Source organism: Pauljensenia sp. 27098_8_83 (assembly GCF_041432695.1).
Classification (GTDB): Bacteria; Actinomycetota; Actinomycetes; order Actinomycetales; family Actinomycetaceae; genus Pauljensenia.
Genome location: NZ_JAPWAD010000011.1, coordinates 25,939 through 41,633 on the forward strand (window position 1 = coordinate 25,939; position 15,695 = coordinate 41,633).

Here is a 15,695-nt window from a genome sequence, read left to right on the forward strand (position 1 = left end):
GTCTGTAGCGAAGCGTCACATCAGCGGGTAGCGCACGATCGTGGCCTCGCGGCCCGGGCCCACGCCGATGGACTGGATGCGGCAGCGCGACAGCTCTTCCAGGCGCTTGATGTAGTCCTGGGCGGCGCGTGGCAGCTCCTCGAAGGAACGGCACTGCGAGATGTCCTCGCTCCAGCCGGGCAGCTCCTCGTACACGGGCACGGCGGCCTCGAAACCCGCCTGATCGAGGGGCATCTCGTCGGTGAGGACGCCGTCGACGTCGTAGGCCACGCACACGGGGATCGTCTCGTAGCCGGAGAGCACGTCGAGCTTGGTCAGGCAGATGTCGGTCAGGCCGTTGATGCGCGTCGAGTAGCGCATGACGACGGCGTCGAACCAGCCGGTGCGGCGCGGGCGGCCCGTGGTCACGCCGAACTCGCCGCCCTTGGTGCGCAGGGCCTCACCGACCTCGTCGTCCAGCTCCGTGGGGAACGGGCCTTCGCCGACGCGGGTCGTGTAGGCCTTGGCGACGCCGACGACGCGGTCGATGCGGGTCGGGCCCACGCCGGAGCCGGTGAGCGCGCCGCCCGCGGTCGGGTTCGAGGAGGTCACGAAGGGGTAGGTGCCGTGGTCGATGTCGAGCATGGTCGCCTGGCCGCCCTCAAAAAGGACGGTCTCGCCGCGGTCCAGCGCGTCGTTGACGACGAGGGACACGTCGCACATCATCGGCTTCACGCGGTCCGCGAAGGACAGCAGGTGGTCGGACACCTCGGCGGGGTCGAGGACGGGGATGTCCACGGCCTCGAAAATGGTGTTCTTGGGGGCCAGGGCGGCCTCGACCTTGGCGCGCAGCTCCTCGGGGTGGAAGAGGTCCTGGATGCGCAGGCCGATGCGGTTCATCTTGTCGGCGTAGGTGGGGCCGATGCCTCGTCCGGTCGTGCCGATGAGGTTGTTGCCGCGCGCGCGCTCGTTCGCCTGGTCCATGAGGCGGTTGTAGGGCGGGATGATGTGCGCGTTGGAGGAGATGCGCAGGCGCGAGCAGTCGACGCCGCGCGCGGTGATTTCCGCGAGCTCCTCGAAGAGCACGTCCAGGTCGACGACGACGCCGTTGCCGATGATGGGGGTGACGCCTTCGGAGAGGATTCCGGCGGGCAGGAGGTGCAGCGCGTACTTTTCGCCGTCAATAACGACGGTGTGTCCGGCGTTGTTTCCTCCGTTGAACTTCACGACGAGGTCGGTGTGCTGGCCGAGCTGGTCAGTGGCCTTGCCTTTGCCTTCGTCGCCCCACTGGGCGCCGAGAACGATGACGGCGGGCATGAGAATCTCCGTTTAGTTGGGTCTGTTACGCGGGCGCGCGCAACAGATCTATCCTACCGGAGGAACGACGAGGCCGGGGCACCGGCTGGTCGCGTCAGTTTCCGGCGGCGACCAGGGCGACGCCGACGCCCCACGCGGTGGCGCACGTGAGGGCGGCGATCAGCTCGATGGCGATCGTCCAGCCGAAGGCCTTGAGGGCCTGAACCGTCGCTTTCCAGGCGGTCGCCGTGTCCTTGCTGCGCAGGTATTCGACGACGAAGATCGCGGCGATCATGCCCAGGACGAGGCCGAGGGGCAGGCCGATGAACCAGCCGACGACGCCGCCGACGGCGCCCCACACGAGCGTGGATTGAGGGATCCCCGCCTTGTTCATGCCACGGGCGGGAATCACGTATTTCAGGACCGTTCCAAGGATCAGGACAACCGCCGCGATAGCGAAGATGATCCACGCGGCGCGCGTGCCGGTCATCCACGACCACACGAGGATCGCACCCCCAACGACGGGTGCGGACGGCCAAATCTGCACGACCGCGCCGATCACTCCGATGAGGATGACGATGCCAACGATGACGGTTCCCAGGACGCTCATAGGGTGATCATAGCGGCCCGAGCTGTGAGCGGGCGCCTCGCGCTGATAGCCTGACCTCGTCACCCCGAGCCCCAGGAAAACCGATGGATATCACTCCCCCACGCCTGTCTCTGGATTCCCTCCTGAAGAGACGTCCTATGACGGTGTACACCGTGTCATGTCCGCCGGCGGAGGCCGTCACGCGCTGCGTGGCGTTTTGGCGTGCTGTCGGCATCAAGCGCGAGTCGACCACCATGTGCAAGCGTTTCGCGGACATCGGCTGGTCGGGCACCGAGGTCACGGTCATGCCCGGGCAGGTCGAGAACCGAAAGCGGTTCCGTCACCGCCATTTTCCTGATGATCTCTCAGATATTCCTCCCAGCTTGCTGCTGGGAGGCCTCGCCGTCTACCTGGGGTCGAAGGCCGTGCGCGCGCAGCTGCGCCACCTCAACAAGACAACGATCATCATCGCGGCGCGCCCTATGCCCAATACCGAGCAGCCGTCAACCGAGCTGTGGTGTTTCCCTTGGGACACGACGATTCAGCGTGCCCGCCCCGGCAAAGATCCCTTCGCCCGCGTCTTCGAGTACCTGCACACGGCCCTGCACCAGCAGGGCATCCTCCTGGCTCCCCCGCGCCTCGTCGACGGTGAGGAACTGCCCGAGGATCACCCCCTCTCCCCCGCCAACATTGCCCAGATGCGGGGCAGCTTCCTCGATCCCGTCACCAAGTTCCTCCCGTCGAAGGAGCGGTCATGACCCCCGGTTTCTCACCGCGCCGGATTTTCAACCGCCGCAGGTACTTCTACGCGCTCATCGCGGCCGACCCGAATCAGGCGGTCACACATACTGTCAACTACTGGGTGTCCAAAGGTGCCTGGGGAGAGACGAACGGCATGCGCGAGCAGCTCGCCCAGCACGGGTGGGTCGGCGCGGAGATCATCATAGGCAGCGACCTGCGCAGCCTGGCGATCAGGCCTCTCCTCGACGCTATTCCCGGCATTAATCTCGTCCCCTCCGCGACACCCACGCCACTCAAACGCACCAGTCAGGAGAGGACCGAGATCCTCGTCGCCGCACGATCCTGCTCTGTCGGGGGACGCCCAGCGTCCGAACTCTGGTGCTGCGAGGCTCGCATCCTGCACGATGACCGCTGGGGCACAGACGCGTTCATGGACATGTCTTTTCGCGAACTCGCTGGCGCACTACAGCACCAAGGCCTCCTCCTGGAAGCCCCACGATTCTTCCACGGCGCAGACCTGCCGAAAGACCACCTCTTCACGATCGAAGGCATCCTCACAATGCGGCGCGCCGCCAAAAAGGAACACACGGTCGGCGCCCTATTCGATTCTCGGGAAACTGAGGCGCGCGGCCTGGCGCAGTGTTGAGTCGTCCACCGGCCCGTACCGTGAGTCGAGGCTGACGGCAGGATTTCCCCGCGCGAGCGCGCGAGCATAGACGCACACCCCGTTGATCGCACAAGAATATCGCCGCGGGCGCTTCAAGCACCCGCGGCGACACAACAAGCAGTCCGAAAAGCTCAGCCCTGCGCGCGCAGGGAGGCGACCTCGTACAGGGCGATGCCCGTGGCGACGGCCGCGTTGAGGGACTCGACGGTCGACGCGATCGGGATCGACACGATCTGATCGCAGGTCTCGCGCACGAGGCGGGACAGGCCCGCGCCCTCGGCGCCGGTCACGACCACGAGGGGGCCGTCCGCCAGCGACAGGCCGCGCAGAGGCGCGTCCCCGCCGCCATCCAGGCCGACCACGAAGTAACCGGCCGCCTTGGCCTCCTCGAGAGCACGCACGAGGTTCGTCGCGCGAGCCACGGGCACGCGGGCGGCCGCACCGGCCGACACCTTCCACGCGGTCGTGTTGACGCCCGCACTGCGACGCTCGGGGATGATGACGCCGTCCGCACCGAACGCGCCGGCACTACGCAGGACCGCGCCCAGGTTGTGCGGGTCCGTCACCTGATCGAGGGCGACGAGGAGGGGGTGGCCCAGCTGCTGCATGGAACCCGCGATCAGATCCGAGGCGTCGGCGTACTCGTAGCCGCGCACCTCAATGGCGACGCCCTGGTGGACGGCGCCATCGGTCGCGACATCCAGATCGCGGCGGGTGACCTCGTACACGGGGGCACCCATGGCCGAGGCGAGGCGTACGACCTCCTCCACGCGGTCATCCTTCACGTTGTCGAGGATAAAGACGCGCTCGATCGGGACCGAGGCGCGGGCGGCCTCGGCGACCGGGTTGCGGCCGGCGATCAGCTCGTGACCCGGCTTGATGCGAATCGACGACTTGGCACGAGCGCGAGCGATCGCGGCCTCCTGGGCCTCGCGGGCCTCGCGCTTCACCTTGCGCTTGTGGGCCGGATGGTAGGTGCGATCCTCGGCCTTGGGGGTCGGGCCCTTACCTTCGAGGCGGCGGCGCGAGTGCCCGCCGGTGCCGACCTGCGCGCCCTTCTTGGTGCCCTTCTTACGGATGGCGCCGGGGCGCCCGCTGTGTGAGGCCATAGTGTCTCCTCGTTTTCTCGTGAACTGACACAAGCGTACGGGTTTTAGGCCGCGCCGGGGCCGCAGGGGCACGCGCGGGGGCCAAAATCACGCCGCCCGCAACGGTCACTCCCCTTGCGGAGCCTCCCCGCCCTCCTCGACACAATCAACGGGAGCATCTGTCAGTCGGCGATAGTCGACGGCCAGGAAAATCGCCAAAACGAGAACACCCGACGCGTAGCCGGCAACACCCACCCACGAGACACCGTTCATACCGAACCAATTCACGAACGGGCGAGCCAGCACGAGAGCAACGACGCAGGCGACAACATTGCCGACAAAACTCGCCACATAATCACGCACAGACAGCAGCAAGTCATTAAAGAACCAGCCGAAAGCCGTGATCACCGTGCACAAAACCGCGGGCTGGAGCAGGAAAGTATTACCCCTGATCTTCTCTCCGAACAGGAGCGTCAAGACCGGCTCACCAACAATCTCCAACCCCAGTGCGGCGACGGCAGCAATGGCAACGATCGCGCCGATCGTCTTCCACAACAGCGTGAGCGCCGAGCGCTTGTTCGTATGGAAACGCTCAGCGAACACGCCCATCAGCGGACTGTAGACGTAGGTGGCACCCATCTGCACGATGACAGCGAGAGACGCGACAGCCTGATACACGCCCAAAGCCTCAGCACCATCGCTCGCAGAAAGCATCTGGCGCGGGACAGTCAAGACCGACGTCGCAGCGATCTGTGCAACGACGAGTGGCGCCAACGAAACGAGCGTCTTCACCCCACGCCCGAAACGCACCCGCGGACGAATTGGCTCAAACATGGACGCACGAGGCGCGTCATACAGAGCACCGACCAGGATGACGACCGCCGTCATGAGACCCACAGCGACGAGCAAAGAATCAAAAAACCACAGGCCCACTGTGAAAGCAACGAGCGTGCCAACCCCCTGCATCACATAGGACTTTCCCGCGAAATCAAGACGCAGATGCCTCTGGTCAATCGCGTGGAAAACCTCGATGAAATTCGTCGCCAACGAGTACACGAGATACAAAGAAATAACAGGCAACGCATCATAGGACGTCGTCACAATGGAATAGGCCACACCGACCAGGAATGCCACGATAGACAGCACCGAACGCAGTCCGACATATTCACGCGAGGTGCGTTCCCCCGTCACATCCGTCACCTGGACCGTGCGCAGGCGGAAATCCGCAATCGGGTTCACGAGGTTCGCTATAGCCATCGCCAACGCGAGCAAGCCCGCCGCGTCAAAACCCGCCGCCAGGCGCACAACCAACACCGATGAGACGAGGTAGTTGCAGCCCAAGCGTGTCAGGGAGCCCACGGAGCTCCACATCATGTTGGCCTTCAGCGAGAGCTTCTCAGGCGCCTCAGCGCTTTCCGCGTCGGTCGCCACCGCCTCGTCGGTCGCCACGGCCTCGTCCACGGAGGCCCCCTCTCGGGCGGTGTCCTGCGGCATTTCCATGAGCCCCCCTCAACGGAACATCGTATAGCGAGCGAGAAGCGCAACCGGGTAGCAGACAACCGCGAGCGCCTTGCTCGGCGCCATGGAAATAGCCCCCTTCTGATGGGCGAGCATGCATCCGACGAGGAACAGACTCGTCTCGCGGGCACGCGACTTCAGAGTGGTGGAACGCGCCGCGCAGTAACGCTTGTGCTTCCAATAGCCGATCGGATTCCTCTTGGCATTGGACGCAAAATTCTGCGTCAGACCGTCGGGCAGATAGTGGCAAATCGTGAGAATCTCGTTATCTGCCAGCATGTTGTAGCTCTCGTCAATGAGGAACCACACAGAAGATTCGGCAACGAACTTCTCACCGGGAGCCACCTCAAAGGGGTAGCGACGTAGGATCTCGGTGCGGTGAATCAGCGACGTATCACCACGGAAACCCATCTTTTCGTGTAGGTCCCACAGCGTCACCGCACGCACCCCGTCGGGCATCCACGTGCCCATGGGGGTGTGCTCGTCAGTGCCGCGCAAGGCGACGATTCCCGCGAAGGAATCATCGCCTCGGATCTCTTCCCAACGCGTAAGAACATGCTCCACCGCGGTCGGGACGAGGTGGTCGTCTGAATCCACGACAAAGAACAGCTCACTGCGACAGCGGGCGACACCCGTGTTCGTTGCCCGAGGCTTTCCGCCGTTCTCCTGCTTGACATAGTCGATCGAGATACGCCCCTCAGCAATCCAGCCTTGGACGAGAGACTCCGTGTCGTCAGTGGATCCATCATCCACGATAATCCATTGGAAATCCGTCGACGTCTGAGCCAGCAGCGACTCGTACAGCGCAGGCAAAATGTACGCGCGGTTGTATGTCGGGGTAAAAACACACAGTGTCGGGGCAGCGGTTGTCATCCGTATTCCTTCCGGCGAACGGCCTACGTCAGTGTTCTCCCGATTCAGTCTAGTTCCCCACCTGCGCCGTCGCCAAGGACTCCCCGCCCGTCAACCCCGCGACAGCATGGCCGCGATCTTCCCGACCGTCGAGCCGGAGCGGATCGTCACCTGGCGGTAGAAGTCCTCGCGCAGGAGGCGCTTGTGGTACGCGGTCTTCAGGAAGGTCTTCTCATCGAACTTTCCCCAGAACACGGCGTGCTTGCCGAAGTACACAGCCTCGTCCCCCAGCTCCATCGCCTCGATGCGCTCACGCACGTGGGCCCGGTCCAGGCCTCGCGTGAAGAAGAGCACGTCACGGCGTGCAACCTCACCATGCCACCAGTCGGGGAGACTGCGCAGCTCCGCGACGTAGTCCTGCGCCGTCAGGAGGGCCAGCCGGATCGGAAAGTCATAGCGGCGCGCCAGGACATCCTCGACTATCTGGGCGACGGCCTCGCGCGGGGTGTTGGTCCCAGCACCGACCTCGGCCTCGGCCTCGAAGAGGAGGTTGCCGCTGTTGATGTAGGTGCGCACGTTGTCGAAGCCTTCGGCGGCAATCTGCTCGCGCAGGTCGCTCATGACGACCTTATTCTTGCCGCCGACATTAATGCCGCGCAGCAGCGCCACGTATTCCATGTGTTCCTCCCCTTGCTATGGCGATCCCTCACCCCGTCAACCTGACACCAGGGTAGGGCCTCGGCTCGCATCGGGCGCTCTGCACCCGTTGGTATCGCACCGATTGCAGGGTGATCCGAGCCCGTAGAGAGGCCTAGCTGACGACACTGCCCACAGACTCTCTCGGGGCAATTGCATCGGTTGGGCCTGTGCGCAAGTTGTTGACGGTTTGTTTATGCGGCTGTTGTCCAGGCCCCCCTCAATTCCGCACGTAATTTAATCCGGTAACTTTTTAAGACAGCCTTAAAACGCTGCAATTCCAACGATGCGATTTCACGTTTTGAACGAGTCGAGGGAGAATTACGTGCGAAATGGGTGAGCGCCGGGCTAGACACAGCGCCGAGGCCACGTCTGCTCAGAAGGGGACACCTTTCCGTAAGATTCAACCTGATCGGCAGGATTCAACCCGATCGGAAGGGGTTGAATCTTCCCGATCGGGTGCACACCTCACACCAACAAGCATTTTTGCGGTACCCGAGCCCAGGAAAGCCCCTGCGCGGATGGGTTGCGACGATGCGGATAGGTTATCGCCACGCGGATAGGAAAATAAGCTATACGTATGCTCATAACCTATCCATGAAGCAACAACCTATCCACGTACCCGTGGGCATGAGTAGGAATGTGTTGCTAGAGGAAGCGATGCACTAGATAGGCCAGCAATGCACTAGCTACTAGGCAGTGCAATGCCACCCAAAGTAGTGCAATACCACCGATCAACAAGCGAAAACGCGGCTCCTTGGCAGCCACGCCACTAGGGAGGGCACCGGAGGGTCTGGAGGGCACGGGCGAGCTTCGAGGCGCGGGCCGGGCTGCGGTGCCCGTGGGCGGGGGCGGGGCCTGGCCGGACAACGAGCCGACGCACCCGCCCCAGACACATTTCGCACATAATTTCCCACGGTCACTTTTGGAGATAGCCCGAAAACGTTGCAATCCCAACGACATGAATTCAATGTTTGAAGTACTCGCAGGGGAATTACGTGCGAAATTGATGGGAGAGCAGCCCGTGAGGCAACGCCCCGCGCCTGGCTGCGGTGCCCGTCCCGCAGGCACGCACAAGGCCCCGGGAGCTCGCACTCCCGGGGCCTCAGCTCAGCAGCAGCTCAGCCAACACTCCACGTCGCGCCGTCGCGGCCGTCGGCGACGGTGACGCCGGCGGCGGCCAGGCGGTCGCGCAGCTCGTCGGCGCGCGCCCAGTCCTTGGCGGCACGGGCATCGGCCCGCTCAGAGAGCACGGCCTGGACCAGCGCGTCCAGCGCCGAGTGCTCGGCCGCAGCCGCACCAGAGGCACCCGCGCCGATGCCGGCCTGTCCACGCCACTGCTCAGAAGCAGGGTCCAGCCCCAGCACGTCCAGCATGGAGCGAACGAGGATCTGCTCGCGGTACACACCGGAAACGTCACCAGCAGCAAGCGCGGCGTTGCCGGCCTTGAGGTGCTCGTGCAGGACGGCGAGCGCACCGGCGACGTTGAGGTCGTCGTCCATCGCGGCGACGAAGGCCTCGGGCAGGTCGGCGGGCGCCAGGGCGATCTCGGAGGCCGGAGCCTCGCCGGCGGCCTCGATCGCGCGGGCCACGAAGGTGGAGAACTTCTCCCAGGCGGCGTGCGCGGCGGGCAGCGTCTCGGGGCCCCATTCGATGGCGGAGCGGTGGTGGACGGTGGACAGGGCCCAGCGCACGGCGACGGCCGGGTACTCCTCGGTGAGCGCCCCGATCGACAGGACGTTGCCCAGCGACTTGGACATCTTCTCGCCCTTGGTGGTCACCCACGCGTTGTGGACCCACAGGCGCGCGAAAGGCCAGCCCGCGCCGTGGGACTGGGCCTGCTCGTTCTCGTGGTGCGGGAAGCGCAGGTCGATGCCGCCGCCGTGGATGTCAAATTCGTCGCCGAGGTATCGGCGCGACATGGCGGAGCATTCGAGGTGCCAGCCGGGTCGGCCGCGCCCCCAGGGGCTGTCCCACGAGGCCGTGGCCGGCTCAGACGGCTTACTGGCCTTCCAGAGGGCGAAGTCGCGGGGGTCGCGCTTGCCGGCTTCGACGGCCTCGTCGATTTGGGCGTCGTCCTCGGTGGTGCGCATGTCGGCCAGGCGCTGGCGGGTGAGCGAGCCGTAGTCGGGCTGGGAGTGGACGTCGAAGTAGACGTTGCCGCGCCCATCCGAATAAGCGTGGCCCGCGTCGATGAGGCGCTGGACGAGGTCGATTTGGTCGGGGATGTGGCCGGTGGCGCGCGGCTCGTACGTGGGGGCCTCGACGCCGAGTGTCTCGTACGCCTGCGTGAATTCGCGTTCGAAGCGGTAGGCCCAGGCCCACCAGTCCCAGCCGGCTTCGGCCGACTTGTTGAGGATCTTGTCGTCGATGTCGGTGACGTTGCGCACGTAGGTGACCTCGTAGCCACTGCGGCGCAGCCAGCGGATCAGCGTGTCGAAGGAGACGGCGGCGCGCAGGTGGCCGACGTGCGGGGATCCCTGCACGGTGGCGCCACACAGGTAGATGCCGACCTTGCCGGGGGTGACCGGGTTCAGGGGCTGGATGCGGGCGCTCTTGGAGTCGTACAGGTGCAGCATGGCACCAATCCTACCTGGCGGGGCGAGGGGGTGAGGGAAAGGGGCGCTCCCCGGGAGTATGTAACGAGGCCCGGGCCCCGCCCATGCAACCGCGCGGGTTCGCTGGTGGGGGCTCGGGCCTCGGCGAGTCAGGGAAAACTCAGGCGCCGGGGCGCACGCGCTCGCGGATGAGCGCCTTGAGGTCCTCGGCGGAGTTGGCGAGCGGCGTGACGCGCTCTTCGCGTCCTTCGATGCCTGCGAAGCGCTCGGGCACGGGCGGGAGGTGGCCGGTTGCCTCGAGGATGGTGTCGGCGAACTTGACGGGCAGGGCGGTCTCCATGACGACGAGCGGACCCTCGATCTGCGAGCGCACGGCGCGGGCGACGTGCACGCCGTCGGCGGTGTGCGGGTCGAGGAGGTAGCCGCTTTCCTTCTCCGTGCGCGCGATCTCGGCGAGGCGGTCGGCGTGCGTGGAGGTGCCGGAGATGAAGCCGTAGGTCTCGCGCAGGGAGGCGAACTCGGGCGTGCCGGACAGGTCGAAGTAGCCGTCGCGGGCCAGGGCCTCGTCAAACAAAGCGCGGGTGGCATCCCCGTCGCGTCCCAGCAGGTCGAAGATGAAGCGCTCGAAGTTCGAGGCCTTGGAGATGTCCATGGACGGGCTGGAGGTAGCCAGCGTGTCCGCGGAGGAGCGGGGGCGGTAAACGCCGGTGCGGAAGAACTCGTCGAGGACGTCGTTCTCGTTCGTGGCGACGACGAGGGTGCCCAGCGGCACGCCCATCTGGCGGGCGATGTGGGCGGCGCACACGTTGCCGAAGTTGCCCGACGGCACGACGACGCTGACCGTGGACGAGGCGTCGGCCCCTTCGGCGGTGACGCGCAGCCAGGTGGCGACGTAGTAGCAGACCTGGGCGAGCAGGCGCGCCCAGTTGATGGAGTTGACGGCGCCCACATGCCAGGTGGCCTTGAAGTCGGCGTCCATGTTGATGGCCTTGACGAGGTCCTGGCAGTCGTCGAAGACGCCGTCGACGGCGACGTTGACGATGTTCTCGTCCAGAAGGGAGAACATTTGTGCGCGCTGGAAGGCGGTCATGCGCCCGGCGGGGGTGAGCATGACGACGGAAACTCCGCTTCGGCCACGCAGCGCGTATTCGGCGGAGGAGCCGGTGTCGCCGGAGGTGGCGCCGACGATGGTGAGCCAGTCGCCGCGGCGGGTGAGCTCGTATTCGAAGAGCTCGCCGAGAAGCTGCATCGCCATATCCTTGAAGGCTGCCGTGGGGCCGTTCGACAGGTGGGCGATGTGCAGGTCGGTGCCCTCCAGGGCGTCGACGGGGACGATCTGGGGGTCGGAGAAAGCGGGGGTGCGGTAGGCGCGGGCTGTGATCGCGCTCAGGTCGCCGGCGGGAATATCGTCGACGAAGAGGGAGATGATGCCGGCGGCCATGGCTGCGTAGCCGTCCTCGCGCAGGACGATGCGCAGCTCGTCCAGGTCGGAGCGAGACAGCGTCGGGTATTCCTCGGGCAGGTAGAGGCCGCCGTCGGGGGCGAGACCTTCCAGGAGGATGTCACTGAAAGAACGGGTGGGCGTGTTGGGGCCGCGTCGGGTCGAAATGTAACGCACGGGCCGATCCTATCGGAGTGTGCGCGTGTGAAGCGAGGGGGTTCGTCCTTCGTCACGTTTTGACGAGGCCGGGGCGGAGAGGCGGCGTGGGCGCGGCCAGGTGGTGTGTGATAGAAACGACGGGTGAGTATCGACGACGACAGGTGGGCGCCTCCGGGCACCAAGAGACGGAGAAAGGGATGGCGCAAGCGCAGGCGTGAACGCCGGGCGAGACTCGCCCAAGAAGCTGCCGAGCAGCTCGCCGCGAGCGCAGCGCAGGCCACCCCCGACACAGGCCCGACGCCCACGCCCGCGCGGGCCGCAGACTCGACACCCACACCCGGCCACGAAGCGGACGAGGGAGCCACGGCCTCGTCGACGCGCCGCGCTCCCGAGAAGCTGTGGAAGGATCCGCTTCTCCTCACCGGGACGCTGACAGTCCTTGTCATCGTCGTCATCACGGCCCTGTGGGGATTCGCTTACGGGCGTCCGGGTGTGCGATCCCGGGGCTACACGGGGACGGCGACGAATACGGGCGTGCTATCCGAAGCCTGGGCGTCGGGTGTCGACACCGCGTGGGTGATACCCAACGAGAAACGCAAGGGAGCGAAGGCAGCCAAGCAGAACCTGCTCGTTCGGGGCACGACCCTGTACGTCGCTTCCGTCGCGGAGAAGAGCGGCAGTCTGACGCTCACCGCCTACGACGTCGCGTCCTCGTCGCCGCGCCAACTGTGGGTGTCCGACGCGACGGACGTGCGCATGACGCGCGGATACTTCCATGCCGAGATCATCCCTCACGGCGCGCAGCTGCTGGTCGGCAACGTCATCGTGAACGAGGAGACGGGCGAGCAGACGCAGGCCCCCTGGGAGGACGACACTGCGATGGCGGTCGCCGACGACGTCGTCGTCACCTGCACGGGGCCGGAGCAATGCTCCGGCTGGACGCAGGAATCGGGAGCCTGGTCGCGCATGTGGACGACGCGGACGGGCTCGACGGCCGGCCTGGCTAGCACGTGGTACCTGCATGGGTCGCGCATCGTCGGCACCGGGGCGCAGGCCTCCTTCATTGCGCTTGGTAGCTATTCAAGCGCCCCGGCGCTGATCAACATCCACACGGGTGCGCGCACGCCTCTCGGGGAGGACCCGGGCTCGGGTGGCTCCTCCCGACCCATCTATTACCGGGCGAGTGACGGCATCGCGGTCGTCGACACGAACAGTGAGGTGACGCTGCTCGATCCCAGCGGCGCGGTTATCGAACGCTTCACAGGGCGCGACGCGGACGCCGTCGCGACGGATGACGGCCCGCCCCCGACTCTGGAGGAGCTGCGCGCCTTCTTGCGCGACGGCAGGGCGTCCTGGACATCAGGAACGGCCGGCTTGGACGCAAGCACGTGCGAGGACATCATGTTCTTCCCCAGTGCGGACCTGCCGCCGAAGACGCTGCCTCGCATCAACACGGTGCAGACCAACGCATTCGTGTGTTCCTTCCAGCCGAGTTCGATGCGGGCCAGCGCGAACGGCGCAGCGATGGTACTCGAGCTCAAGGAATGGCAGGAGCACACCGTCTACGTGCTTGACCTGGAGGGCTCCAGGGTCCTGACCCCTCCGGCGTTGAGGGACGCGACCAACCTGACGTGGGCCTTTGACGACCTGCTGATCGTGGTGACCCGGGAGGGGGTCGTGGCCTTCACGCCGCACTCGTCGTGACGCTACCCTGGTGCCATGACTGATCTGCCTTTCCGCATCGGCCAAGCGGTCGACGTCCACGCGTTCGCCGCTCCCGACTCGCCGCGCACGCTCATGATTGCGTGCCTGGAGTGGCCGGGAGAGCGCCCTCTTGAGGGTCACTCGGACGCGGACGTGGCCGCGCACGCGCTGTGCGACGCGATGCTACTGGCGACGGGTCTGGGCGAGCTCGGCACGGTCTTCGGCGTGGATCGCCCGGAGTGGGCGGGGGCGTCGGGGCGCGCGCTGCTCGAGGAGGTGCGCCGCATGGCCGCCGAGGCCGGCTGGGTTCTGGGCAACGCGACCGTGCAGGTCGTGGGGAATCGGCCTCGCATGGTGGCTCGCCTGCCCGAGGCCTGCGCCGTCATGAGCGAGATCGCGGGCGGCACGGTCACCGTGTCGGCGACGACCTCGGATCACCTGGGTTTCACGGGACGAGGCGAGGGCGTGGCCGCGCTCGCGAGCGCCCTCATGGTGCGCGCCGAGGGCTAGCCCGCGAGCGCTCGCCGGTCGGCGTTGCATGGTAGAAACGTCTCATGAGCAACGATGACCTGCGCCGTGGTTCCGACGACGAGGCGCGCACTCGCCCCTCCGACACGCCGAACGCGGATCCGCAGGTAAACGTGCCCGACTTCCCGGAGTTCGGGGAATTGCCCGGGTTCACGCCGCTGCCCGACCTCGCACCGCTGCCGGACTTGGCGCCGCTACCGGACTTGGATGATCTCCTCGCCGCGACCCCGTCGCCGCTCACCGACGAGGCCGGCACCGCCCTGCCCGCATCCACTCTTATGCCGGACGGGCCTTCCTCGGAGGAGGCTGCGCCCACCTCGAAGGACACCGCTTCCCCGATCGTCGCCACGGCCTCGTCGCAGGCGAATCCCGGAGGCGACCAGGCGACGACGGAGTTCCACACCCCCGGCTCGGCGTCCTCCGGAACGCGGGTGGACACGGCAGCTGTCAAGCGCAAGCCGTCCGTCGTTATGATCGTGCTCGGCTGCATTGCCGCGCTCAACTTCGGGATCGTTCTCTTCGTTCCCGGCCTGTTCGGGTCCTCATCGACGCCTTCGTCGAAGCCGTCGGCGGACGCCACCGCTGCGACGAGCACGGACGCGCGCGAACATGCGGCGAACCTGCCCGCCCGCGCACCCGGATACCGCGGGAGCGCCACGAACACGCACTCGCTGTCGCCTCAGTGGGCCTCGGGCGTGGCCACCGCATGGACGCTGCCCATTCCGGAGCAGCACTCCGCGCTCCCGCCCCAGGTGCACGTCGACGGTTCGACCGTCTACCTCGTCGGTCCAGGCTCTCCCGAAGGCGACGCCAGCCAAGCCGTCACCGTCACTGCCTACGATGTGTCAGGGGAACAACCCGCCCTCCTATGGTCTTCGACCGGCCCCTCAGCGAGTGACGTATCCAGCCCCTACACGCCCGCGTTCGTCTCGAGCGACGACAGCGTTTTCTTCCGCGACGTCATCATCGACAAGACGACTGGTGAGCAGACCCAAGCCCCCTGGGGCACGGCTTTTCCCCTCGCATATGCCGACGGCATCCTCGTGACCTGCATGCCACCGTCCACCTGCAACGGGTGGACGAGGGCATCCGGCGAATGGACGACCCTGTGGACAACACCAACAGGGCAGCTGAGTGAAAGCGGGTTGGAGCAACATTTCTTGGATTACGTGCCCTCTCAGTTCACGCTCTCCGGCAGCGGGGAACACACCTCCGTTCTGCTCCCGACGCGCTTTTCGCAACGTCCCCAGATCATTCACATCCATACGGGCGAGCTGACCACCCTGAGCGGCTCAGACGAAGACAGTAAGTCCCCGAGCGTCGAAGTCGCGTCCGACGGTTACCTCGTCTTCGACAACGTCAAGTCGCATGGCTCTCTCTTCGACAGTGACGGAACCTTGCAATCCACGTTCAGCGCGCCGCGCATGCTTCTTCTGCCGACGGTCAGTGATGACGGGACGTACCCGAGCATCTCAGGACTCAAAAACTACATGACTGAGGGGCAAGCGAAATGGTCGAGCGGTACGGTCAAACTGGAGCGCGACAACGACTGCAAGCTTGTGGCCACTCTCTCCGCTGGCGGATCGACGCGTAAGACCCACCTCCCGGAGGAGCTTCGCCGATACGCGACCGAGTACTGCGTGATGAAACCACGCCAGCTGCGCGTCAGCGCCGACGGATCAGCTCTCTACATTGACGCTTTTGATCGCGAGGACACGAGCAAATATTTCATCGACATCGATCACGGGCTCACCTATACGTCAAGCGAGATGAATGCGGCCGACCAACTGACGTGGGTCTACGACGACATGATCATCGGTTTGACCGACAGCGGACTCACGGCATTCGTCCCGGCATCCTCCTGAGGCCGACATCCGGT

Annotated in this window: 13 protein-coding genes; 5 read left to right on the forward strand and 8 right to left on the reverse strand. The window is 65.7% G+C overall.

The genetic code is table 11. From position 1 onward, the window contains the following. Positions 1-15: 15 nt before the first annotated feature. Together O3656_RS05470 and O3656_RS05475 are read right to left on the reverse strand one after the other, a co-directional pair. Positions 16-1,296, reverse strand: coding sequence for an adenylosuccinate synthase (locus O3656_RS05470; RefSeq protein ID WP_500062983.1), 1,281 nt, complete (start codon positions 1,294-1,296; stop codon positions 16-18). Between the two features lie 94 nt (positions 1,297-1,390). Next, a complete protein-coding gene (locus O3656_RS05475; protein WP_500062984.1) occupies positions 1,391-1,885 on the reverse strand; it encodes a DUF456 domain-containing protein in 495 nt (164 codons plus the stop codon). An 83-nt stretch (positions 1,886-1,968) separates the two neighbouring features. Here O3656_RS05475 and O3656_RS05480 point away from each other — a divergent pair, with 83 nt between their 5' ends. Both O3656_RS05480 and O3656_RS05485 read left to right on the forward strand, forming a co-directional pair. Next, positions 1,969-2,622 (forward strand): hypothetical protein, encoded by a 654-nt coding sequence (locus O3656_RS05480; RefSeq protein WP_500062985.1) that lies wholly within the window; start codon positions 1,969-1,971, stop codon positions 2,620-2,622. Further along, complete coding sequence (locus O3656_RS05485; RefSeq protein ID WP_500062986.1) at positions 2,619-3,251, forward strand: hypothetical protein; 633 nt, start codon at positions 2,619-2,621, stop codon at positions 3,249-3,251. The genes O3656_RS05480 and O3656_RS05485 overlap by 4 nt, the downstream gene beginning before the upstream one ends. A gap of 152 nt (positions 3,252-3,403) precedes the next feature. Here O3656_RS05485 and rlmB read toward each other — a convergent pair whose 3' ends face one another. The 6 genes from rlmB to thrC all read right to left on the reverse strand — a co-directional run bounded on the left by rlmB (position 3,404) and on the right by thrC (position 11,602). Further along, positions 3,404-4,381 (reverse strand): 23S rRNA (guanosine(2251)-2'-O)-methyltransferase RlmB, encoded by a 978-nt coding sequence (rlmB, locus tag O3656_RS05490; RefSeq protein ID WP_500062987.1) that lies wholly within the window; start codon positions 4,379-4,381, stop codon positions 3,404-3,406. A 105-nt stretch (positions 4,382-4,486) separates the two neighbouring features. Beyond that, positions 4,487-5,860, reverse strand: a complete 1,374-nt coding sequence (locus O3656_RS05495; RefSeq protein ID WP_500062988.1) for a lipopolysaccharide biosynthesis protein — start codon at positions 5,858-5,860, stop codon at positions 4,487-4,489. 9 nt (positions 5,861-5,869) lie between these two features. Further along, on the reverse strand, positions 5,870-6,751 hold the full coding sequence (locus O3656_RS05500; RefSeq protein WP_500062989.1) for a glycosyltransferase family 2 protein: 882 nt from the start codon (positions 6,749-6,751) through the stop codon (positions 5,870-5,872). Between the two features lie 90 nt (positions 6,752-6,841). After that, a complete protein-coding gene (locus O3656_RS05505; protein ID WP_500062990.1) occupies positions 6,842-7,408 on the reverse strand; it encodes a DUF1697 domain-containing protein in 567 nt (188 codons plus the stop codon). A 1,139-nt stretch (positions 7,409-8,547) separates the two neighbouring features. Then, entirely contained in the window at positions 8,548-10,005 is a 1,458-nt protein-coding gene (gene cysS, locus O3656_RS05510) for a cysteine--tRNA ligase (RefSeq protein ID WP_500062991.1), read from the reverse strand. 139 nt (positions 10,006-10,144) lie between these two features. After that, positions 10,145-11,602, reverse strand: coding sequence for a threonine synthase (gene thrC, locus O3656_RS05515; protein WP_500062992.1), 1,458 nt, complete (start codon positions 11,600-11,602; stop codon positions 10,145-10,147). 123 nt (positions 11,603-11,725) lie between these two features. On the opposite strand from thrC, the gene O3656_RS05520 reads away from it, so the two are divergent. The 3 genes from O3656_RS05520 to O3656_RS05530 are packed head-to-tail and all read left to right on the forward strand — an operon-like array spanning position 11,726 to position 15,681. Then, on the forward strand, positions 11,726-13,288 hold the full coding sequence (locus O3656_RS05520) for a hypothetical protein (RefSeq protein ID WP_500062993.1): 1,563 nt from the start codon (positions 11,726-11,728) through the stop codon (positions 13,286-13,288). A gap of 15 nt (positions 13,289-13,303) precedes the next feature. Then, the gene (ispF, locus tag O3656_RS05525) at positions 13,304-13,798 is read left to right on the forward strand and encodes a 2-C-methyl-D-erythritol 2,4-cyclodiphosphate synthase (RefSeq protein WP_500062994.1); all 495 of its coding nucleotides are present in this window, start codon (positions 13,304-13,306) and stop codon (positions 13,796-13,798) included. 44 nt (positions 13,799-13,842) lie between these two features. After that, positions 13,843-15,681, forward strand: a complete 1,839-nt coding sequence (locus O3656_RS05530; RefSeq protein ID WP_500062995.1) for a hypothetical protein — start codon at positions 13,843-13,845, stop codon at positions 15,679-15,681. The last annotated feature ends 14 nt before the right edge of the window (positions 15,682-15,695 follow it).

Bases quoted from the DNA above. Each gene is read 5' to 3' on its own strand.
- O3656_RS05470 (WP_500062983.1), bottom strand. From the start codon at position 1,296: ATGCCCGCCGTCATCGTTCTCGGCGCCCAGTGGGGCGACGAAGGCAAA.
- O3656_RS05475 (WP_500062984.1), bottom strand. From the start codon at position 1,885: ATGAGCGTCCTGGGAACCGTCATCGTTGGCATCGTCATCCTCATCGGA.
- O3656_RS05480 (WP_500062985.1), top strand. From the start codon at position 1,969: ATGGATATCACTCCCCCACGCCTGTCTCTGGATTCCCTCCTGAAGAGA.
- O3656_RS05485 (WP_500062986.1), top strand. From the start codon at position 2,619: ATGACCCCCGGTTTCTCACCGCGCCGGATTTTCAACCGCCGCAGGTAC.
- rlmB (WP_500062987.1), bottom strand. From the start codon at position 4,381: ATGGCCTCACACAGCGGGCGCCCCGGCGCCATCCGTAAGAAGGGCACC.
- O3656_RS05495 (WP_500062988.1), bottom strand. From the start codon at position 5,860: ATGGAAATGCCGCAGGACACCGCCCGAGAGGGGGCCTCCGTGGACGAG.
- O3656_RS05500 (WP_500062989.1), bottom strand. From the start codon at position 6,751: ATGACAACCGCTGCCCCGACACTGTGTGTTTTTACCCCGACATACAAC.
- O3656_RS05505 (WP_500062990.1), bottom strand. From the start codon at position 7,408: ATGGAATACGTGGCGCTGCTGCGCGGCATTAATGTCGGCGGCAAGAAT.
- cysS (WP_500062991.1), bottom strand. From the start codon at position 10,005: ATGCTGCACCTGTACGACTCCAAGAGCGCCCGCATCCAGCCCCTGAAC.
- ispF (WP_500062994.1), top strand. From the start codon at position 13,304: ATGACTGATCTGCCTTTCCGCATCGGCCAAGCGGTCGACGTCCACGCG.
- O3656_RS05530 (WP_500062995.1), top strand. From the start codon at position 13,843: ATGAGCAACGATGACCTGCGCCGTGGTTCCGACGACGAGGCGCGCACT.